The organism is Mannheimia haemolytica (genome assembly GCF_004342115.1).
In the GTDB taxonomy this organism is placed as follows: Bacteria; Pseudomonadota; Gammaproteobacteria; order Enterobacterales; family Pasteurellaceae; genus Mannheimia; species Mannheimia haemolytica.
In genome coordinates this window covers 22120-30069 of record NZ_SMAC01000029.1, presented here as the reverse complement: position 1 = coordinate 30069, position 7950 = coordinate 22120, and the positions used below count along the sequence as shown (strand labels likewise).

Annotated in this window: 5 protein-coding genes and 2 tRNA genes; 2 read left to right on the top strand and 5 right to left on the bottom strand. The window is 39.2% G+C overall.

The window, feature by feature from the left end; translation table 11 throughout:
* Positions 1-344 precede the first annotated feature (344 nt).
* Positions 345-1709 carry a bifunctional UDP-N-acetylglucosamine diphosphorylase/glucosamine-1-phosphate N-acetyltransferase GlmU gene (gene glmU / locus EDC41_RS10640; protein ID WP_006250495.1) on the top strand — a complete coding sequence of 455 codons (1365 nt, stop codon included), beginning with the start codon at positions 345-347 and terminating at the stop codon, positions 1707-1709.
* 152 nt (positions 1710-1861) lie between these two features.
* Here glmU and EDC41_RS10635 read toward each other — a convergent pair whose 3' ends face one another.
* On the bottom strand, positions 1862-2929 hold the full coding sequence (locus tag EDC41_RS10635; protein ID WP_061888634.1) for a porin: 1068 nt from the start codon (positions 2927-2929) through the stop codon (positions 1862-1864).
* Positions 2930-3431: 502 nt separating this feature from the next.
* Between EDC41_RS10635 and priC the strand changes: the two genes are divergently transcribed.
* Complete coding sequence (gene priC, locus EDC41_RS10630; protein ID WP_006253128.1) at positions 3432-3950, top strand: primosomal replication protein PriC; 519 nt, start codon at positions 3432-3434, stop codon at positions 3948-3950.
* A gap of 3 nt (positions 3951-3953) precedes the next feature.
* On the opposite strand, the gene EDC41_RS10625 is transcribed toward priC, so the two are convergent.
* The 4 genes from EDC41_RS10625 to aceF all read right to left on the bottom strand — a co-directional run bounded on the left by EDC41_RS10625 (position 3954) and on the right by aceF (position 7864).
* Positions 3954-4027 (bottom strand) — tRNA-Cys (locus tag EDC41_RS10625).
* Positions 4028-4050: 23 nt separating this feature from the next.
* Positions 4051-4126 (bottom strand) — tRNA-Gly (locus tag EDC41_RS10620).
* Between the two features lie 209 nt (positions 4127-4335).
* Positions 4336-5760, bottom strand: coding sequence for a dihydrolipoyl dehydrogenase (lpdA, locus tag EDC41_RS10615; RefSeq protein ID WP_006253130.1), 1425 nt, complete (start codon positions 5758-5760; stop codon positions 4336-4338).
* Between the two features lie 199 nt (positions 5761-5959).
* Complete coding sequence (aceF, locus tag EDC41_RS10610) at positions 5960-7864, bottom strand: pyruvate dehydrogenase complex dihydrolipoyllysine-residue acetyltransferase (protein WP_006250499.1); 1905 nt, start codon at positions 7862-7864, stop codon at positions 5960-5962.
* Between the last annotated feature and the right edge of the window lie 86 nt (positions 7865-7950).

The window sequence follows — 7950 nt, the reverse complement described above, 5'->3', positions numbered from 1 at the left end:
TGAGTTTGTTTTGTTTGTACTGACTTAGACGACTTTTTCTCATTTGGGTATCTTAACCTAAATGGAGTTTTTAGTCGTTATCTAGGACAGCCCCTAATTAATTTAATATTTTAGCAAAGATATACACTATTGTAGAGAGATAGCACAAATAAGTGCTACCTATTTATACCAGTTTTCCACAAGATAAGAATCGACATAATAGAAAAAGATAACAAACAGACAAATTTCTTTTGCTTGTCGATGAAATCCACTTATAAAAAGGTTAAAATATTACAAAAATATCACTTATAGCAATTTACACGTTACTATAAGCCTTCATCTATTTAGTCAAATAAGGATTCTATATGACTCAACTGAGCGTTGTTATTTTAGCTGCCGGTAAAGGCACTCGTATGTATTCAGATTTACCCAAAGTGTTACACCCAGTTGCCGGTAAACCCATGGTAAAACACGTTATTGATACTGCCAAACAGCTAGATGCCCAGCAAATTCATTTAATTTACGGACACGGTGCCGATCTGTTAAAAGCACATTTAAGCGAAGAGCCTGTAAACTGGGTATTCCAAGCCGAACAATTAGGCACAGGACATGCAATGCAACAAGCAGCTCCTTTTTTCGCTGATGATGAAAACATTGTAATGCTTTATGGTGATGCCCCCCTAATCACAAAAGCCACTTTAGAGCGTTTAATCGCAGCCAAACCGGAAAATGGTATTGCATTACTAACCGTTGAATTGGAAAACCCGACAGGCTACGGACGAATTATTCGTGAAAATGGTTCTGTGGTAGCGATTGTTGAGCAAAAAGATGCCAATGAAGCACAGCTTAAAGTCAAAGAAGTGAATACCGGCGTGATGGTAGCAAGCGGTGCGAGCTTCAAAAAATGGTTGAAAAACCTAAATAACAACAATGCTCAAGGTGAATATTACATCACTGATGTGATCGCAATGGCAAACCAAGAAGGCTTTAAAGTACAAGCGGTTCAGGCAACTGAATTTATGGAAGTAGAAGGGGCAAACAACCGTTTGCAACTTGCTGCACTTGAACGGTTCTACCAAAAACGTGAGGCGGAAAAACTGTTATTGGCTGGTGTAGCTATTATCGACCCAAGCCGTTTTGATCTTCGTGGCACTGTCACCCACGGAAAAGATGTTCAGATCGATGTGAATGTCATTCTAGAAGGTGAAATCAAACTCGGTAACAATGTAAAAATTGGTGCAGGCTGCGTACTGAAAAACTGCGAAATTGGCGATAATGTTGAAATTAAACCTTATTCTGTGATTGAAGATTCGATTGTCGGGGCAAAATCCGCTATCGGTCCATTCTCTCGCTTACGCCCGGGGGCAGAATTAGCGGAAGAAACCCATATCGGTAACTTTGTGGAAATCAAAAAAGCTACCATCGGCAAAGGTTCAAAAGTAAATCATCTCACTTATGTAGGCGATGCGGAAATCGGCAAAGAATGTAACATCGGAGCAGGTGTAATCACTTGTAACTATGATGGTGCGAATAAATTCAAAACCATTATTGGCGATAACGTATTTGTCGGCTCAGACAGCCAACTCATTGCCCCGGTCACGATTGCCAGCGGTTCAACCATTGGTGCCGGTGCAACAGTCACTAAAGACATTGCGGAAAATGAACTGGTTATTAGCCGTGTGCCACAACGCCACATTCAAGGCTGGCAACGCCCGACTAAAAAGAAATAGTGCCAGTGGTCAAAAGTTATTATATTTAAAAATTGGCTTTGCTAATACTTGCAAAGCCATACGCTTAAAAAAACATAATGAACCATATATTTAAAACAAAACCCCTAACAATAAATATTGTTAGGGGTTTATCAATTTAGGAAATCAATTGATTACCAGTATACACGCATACCAACACCGATAGCTTTGTTAGTTGATTTGCCTGTGTATTTATAACCATTAGTTACTTTATTGTAATCCTTAGTACTAGTACGAGTATAAGAACCCTCAACAAAAGCAACTACTTGTTTATGGAATTGGTAGTCAACACCTAATAAGAAGCCATGAGTTTTTTCTTTACTTACCTTTTTCACTTTTTCACGCTCATATAGGTAGTTACCATATACTTTAGATGCTGGTACTACTTGGTATTCAAAGTTTGGAGATACATAGAAAGCATTTCCTTTCTCATTTTCTACTTTTTCATGACGATAGCCAGAGTCAACACTTAATTTTAAGTCACCAAATTTATAACCAACAGAACCTAATACACCATCTTTACGGTGCTTAGTGCTATCAGTAGCTGTTTTGTAGTTTGTATGACCATAAGCTGCACGTAAATCCCAGTTATCTACAGTGTATAATGCACCAATGCCGTATGCATTTTGAAGTTTATTTGCTAATACTTCACCATCTTTACGATCTTGTGCAAAGTTATAGTTTGCACTTACATGTAAGTTTTCAACACCACGGTAGTTATAACGAATAACTTGGTTACCATCGGTTTGAATATAATCGCCTTTTGGATTAATACCGTAGTTGTAATCTACTGATTGACTTAAATCATCAGCAATCGTTAATTGACGACCAAAAGTTAATTCACCATATTGCTTACTACCTAAACCAACATAAGCACGTTTAGTATATAAATCACCAAAACCATCATCACTGGTATTTTTGTTAAAACGGAACTCAACACGACCTAATGCATAGAAATCTTGAGCTAAATCATGTTTTACTCTTACACCAAAACGTGAACCAGTGTTACGGATTCCTGTGTGTGCATCTTTTTTAGTTTTAACAACATTATGATTGTTTAGCTCTTTAGAATTTGTTCTATCAAGAACAATACGTAAAGAACCATCAAAATCTACTTTTGAACCTTCTGCATCGTAAACGGTGGTTGCTGATGCTGACGCTGCGAACGCGGTTACTGCTAATGCAACTAATGTTTTTTTCATAATTTTCACCTTAGATTTTATATGTTATATGATAAGTAATTACCCTCATTAAGGTGTAAGAGTAATTATCCAAGATACAATGTATCAGCAAAACGCCTAACATTGTTGTCGCCATAATAATTGCAAAAAGAAAACTCAATGTCAATAGTTCAAACTCCAAAACAAAGACGGAGTTTTTCTTTTAAAATCAAATGGTTATAATTACATTATTTCATTTGGAGAAAATCCACTCATTTTTAACAGAAAAAATGAAGCGCATAACATATTGATAAATAAGGATTTTTCATATTTAATTTGATATAGTTCAAACTTATCAAAAAGTTCATTTATTTTGTGACATAGTTCACATTTTTGATATTTAATTTCTTTTTTGCCTGTTTTTCACGCACGAATTGTAAGAAATTAGTAAAAATCAACCGCTTGTACGCAAAGTGTTTTGCTTTAAAATAGAAGTTATATGAAATAAAATTCACTTAAATTTTCTTTATTGATAACATCAACCATGCAAAAAAAACTTTTTATCGCCCAAATAAAACAAAACCTCTCGGAATTAAATGTATTTTCAACGGATAATATTTTTCTGAATTCACCCTATTTCTCACAGCAAACCGGTTTGGTGAGTGTGTTCATTGCTGAAATTGAAAAAACAGTTGAGCTATTATTGAACCAAACTGAGGTGCTATATAGTGAATTTTACGCTGAAAAATTGGTTAAACAATTTGATGCATTAAAGAATGCCGTAGAAAAAATCCAAAGTAAGCCAGAATCAGCTCAATTCCATTCTTCCTATCAATTTTCTCCAAATATTCATCGTTTAGCGCCCAACAAACGCTTACAAGAATACCGTAAAGCGTTACGTGCATTAAATGAGAAAATTAGCTGGCTAGTTGAACAAAATTTAAATACACAAAATGAGGCAACTAAACAAACCCTGCAAAACCAAATCACAGAGACAGAATATCGCAAAATGAAATGCTTAAAGGCGATTGAAAATTTAGAACAAGAGTTGCTATTTAAATAGTGATGGAGGCGTGTCCCGGAGTCGAACCGAGCTACATGGATTTGCAATCCAGTGCATAACCGCTTTGCTAACACGCCATAAGATTTGAAGATTTGGAAATTGGAGCGGGAAACGAGGCTCGAACTCGCGACCCCGACCTTGGCAAGGTCGTGCTCTACCAACTGAGCTATTCCCGCATTTGAAGTCTCACAACATTGCGCTGTGGAACGTGGTGCATTTTACGGATTTATCATTTTATGTCAATGCTAAATTTAGCATTATAGATTCAAATGCTGAAAAAAAACTCACTATTCAATAGTTTAGTTTTAAAAATAATCAAGCGGTTGTATTTTGCAAAAAATTTACAAAATACAACCGCTTATTTTTTAGAGATTAAATAATCTGATTAACACTTTTTGGCTTTCGCATTTGGTAAGTCTGTAATTGAACCTTCAAATACTTCTGCCGCTAATCCTACCGATTCGTGTAACGTTGGGTGAGCATGAATGGTTAATGCGATATCTTCAGCATCACAGCCCATTTCGATTGCAAGACCGATTTCGCCTAATAATTCGCCACCATTGCTACCAACAATCGCACCACCTAATACACGGTGAGTATCTTTATCAAAAATTAACTTGGTCATACCTTCTGAGCATTCAGAAGCAATCGCACGACCTGAAGCAGCCCAAGGGAATTTCGCCACTTCGTAGTTCAAGCCTTCTTGTTTACACTCTTTCTCAGTTTTACCAACCCAAGCCACTTCTGGTTCAGTATAAGCGATGGACGGAATGACTTTCGGATCGAAGTAATGTTTCATTCCTGCAATCACTTCTGCTGCCACGTGTCCCTCGTGTACACCTTTGTGAGCTAACATCGGCTGGCCGACAATATCACCAATAGCAAAGATGTGTGGCACATTGGTACGCATTTGTTTATCTACACGAATAAAGCCACGCTCATCTACTTCCACTCCAGCTTTACCGGCATCAATTAATTTACCGTTTGGCACACGTCCGATAGCGACTAATACCGCATCATAACGTTTAGTATCGTTGCAAGCCTTACCTTCCATTGATACATAGATACCGTCATCTTTAGCTTCTACTGCGGTTACTTTGGTTTCAAGCATTAGCTTGAATTTTTTCTCGATTTGTTTGGTGTAAATCGCTACAACATCTTTATCTGCAGCAGGAATTACTTGGTCGAACATTTCAACCACTTCCACTTCTGAACCAAGCGCGTTATATACCGTTCCCATTTCTAAACCGATAATACCACCACCCATAATAAGGAGTTTTTTCGGTACTTCTTTTAATTTAAGAGCATCGGTTGAATCCCAAACTCGTGGGTCTTCGTGTGGAATAAATGGTAGTTGAATCGGACGAGAACCTGCTGCGATAATCGCATTATCGAACGTGATAGTTGTAGGATTGCCGTCACGATCACGAGCGACTAACGTATTCGGACCAGTAAATGCAGCCAAGCCTTCTACTACTGTCACTTTACGAGCCTTAGCCATTCCTGCTAAGCCACCGGTTAATTTTGAAACAACGGCTTCTTTACCAGCACGTACCTGATCTAAATCAATCGTTGGCTCACCAAAGGTCACACCGTTGTGTACTGCATTTTTAGCTTCTTCAATTACTTTTGCAACGTGTAATAATGCTTTAGAAGGGATACAACCTACGTTTAAGCAAATACCACCTAAGGTTGAATAACGCTCAACAATTACTGTTTCTAAGCCTAAGTCGGCACAACGGAATGCCGCTGAGTAACCTGCTGGACCTGCACCAAGTACGACAACTTGGGTTTTAATTTCTTTGCTCATAGTTTTTCCTCTTTTTATTCCCCCCCTTTAGCAAAGAGGGGTAAGGGAGATTTGGCAGAATATAAAGCGAAGTGAGAGAGCAATCAATCAAACACAAATTTCTACCAAATAATTTATTCTCTTCGTAAATTACGTCTATCAAATCTCCCCCTACCCCTCTTTTCTAAAGAGGGACTTTTTTAGGAGGAGCTTTACCGAATTACATCACTAAACGACGAATATCTGCCAACACGCTATTAATATAGCTTAAGAATCTCGCACCATCAGCACCATCGATCACACGGTGGTCGAATGATAATGAAAGCGGAAGCATTAAGCGTGGTTCAAACTCTTTGCCATTCCAAATCGGTTGCATTTCAGATTTAGACACACCTAAAATAGCCACTTCCGGTGCATTCACGATTGGCGTAAAGTGCGTTGTACCAATACCGCCTAAACTTGAAATTGTGAAACAGCCACCTTGCATATCAGATGCTGTCAATTTACCTTCACGGGCTTTTTTCGAGACTTCCATTAATTCGCGAGAAAGTTCGATAATGCCTTTTTTGTTCACATTTTTGAACACCGGCACCACTAAACCGTTTGGCGTATCAACCGCAATCCCGATATTGATGTATTTTTTCAAGGTTAAACGTTGTGCATCTTCAGAAATTGAGCTGTTGAAACGAGGGAAGGCTTCTAATGCACTTGCCACTGCTTTCATAATGAAGACCACAGGGGTAATTTTCACGTCTAATTTACGTTTTTCCGCTTCTTTATTTTGCTCTTTACGGAAGTTTTCTAACTCGGTAATGTCTGTGCGATCGAAATGTGTAACGTGAGGAATCATTACCCAGTTACGGTGTAAGTTCGCACCGGAAATCTTATTGATACGGCTTAATTCAACTTCTTCAACTTCACCAAACTTGCTGAAATCTACTTTCGGCCACGGTAATAAACCTAAGCCTGCACCGTTTGCCGCACCTGTTGCTGCCGCTGCTGTTCCGCCTTGTTTTTCAAATACTTGAACAGCCGTTTTAACGTATGCTTGAATATCTTCTTTAACGATACGGCCTTTACGACCTGTACCTTTTACTTTGTCTAGGTTTACACCAAACTCACGAGCTAAACGGCGAATTACCGGTGTTGCGTGTGCATAGCCAGCTGAAGCCACCACTTGTTCTTGGCTTAAACCTGATTGGTTTTGACCTGCCGGAGCTGCGTCAGCTTTCGCCGGAGCTGCTGCTTGTGGAGCAGGAGCTGAAGCCGCTTGAGCAGCCGCCGGAGCCGGTGCCGCACCCGCTACTTCAAATTTCATAATTAATGAACCGGTTGAAACTTTATCACCTGATTTCACTAAAATTTCTTTCACCACACCGGCAAATGGAGCCGGAACTTCCATTGAAGCTTTATCACCTTCAACCGTGATTAAAGATTGTTCTTCTGAAACAGAATCACCCACTTTAACCATAATTTCAGTTACGTTTACTTCATCACCACCGATGTCCGGTACATTTACATCTTTAATCGCTGATGCCGAAGCTTGAGCTGGAGCAGCTTCCGCAACCGGTGCAGATTGTGCTGTAGCTGCGGAAGCCGTTTCAAATTTCATAATCAATTTACCAGTTGAAACTTTGTCACCCACATTGATTAAGATTTCTTTTACTACGCCGGCAACCGGTGCAGGCACTTCCATTGAGGCTTTATCACCTTCAACGTTGATGATAGATTGATCCACTTCAACGCTATCACCTACTTTAACCATAATTTCGGTTACGTTAACTTCATCGCCACCGATATCAGGTACATTTACTTCAACAACGGCTGAAGTTGTTGCTACTGGAGCAGCAGGAGCTGCTTCTGCTTTTGGTGCTTCTTGAGCAGGAGCAGCATCTGCTGACTCTAAAATTAACATTGGTGAACCGGTTGAAACTTTATCACCCACTTTCACTAAAACTTCTTTTACCACACCTGCTTCAGGAGCCGGCACTTCCATAGAGGCTTTATCGCCTTCTACGTTAATAATTGATTGATCTACTGAAATAGTATCACCAACTTTTACCATCACTTCAGTCACACTGACTTCATCCGAACCGATGTCCGGCACATTAATTTGTTTTGACATTTTGAAATCCTTCTTGAGTTACCCCCTCTCCCATTGTGGGAAGGACAGATTTTTCTTTGTAAGAAGAAAAATCAGGGAGAGGGGAA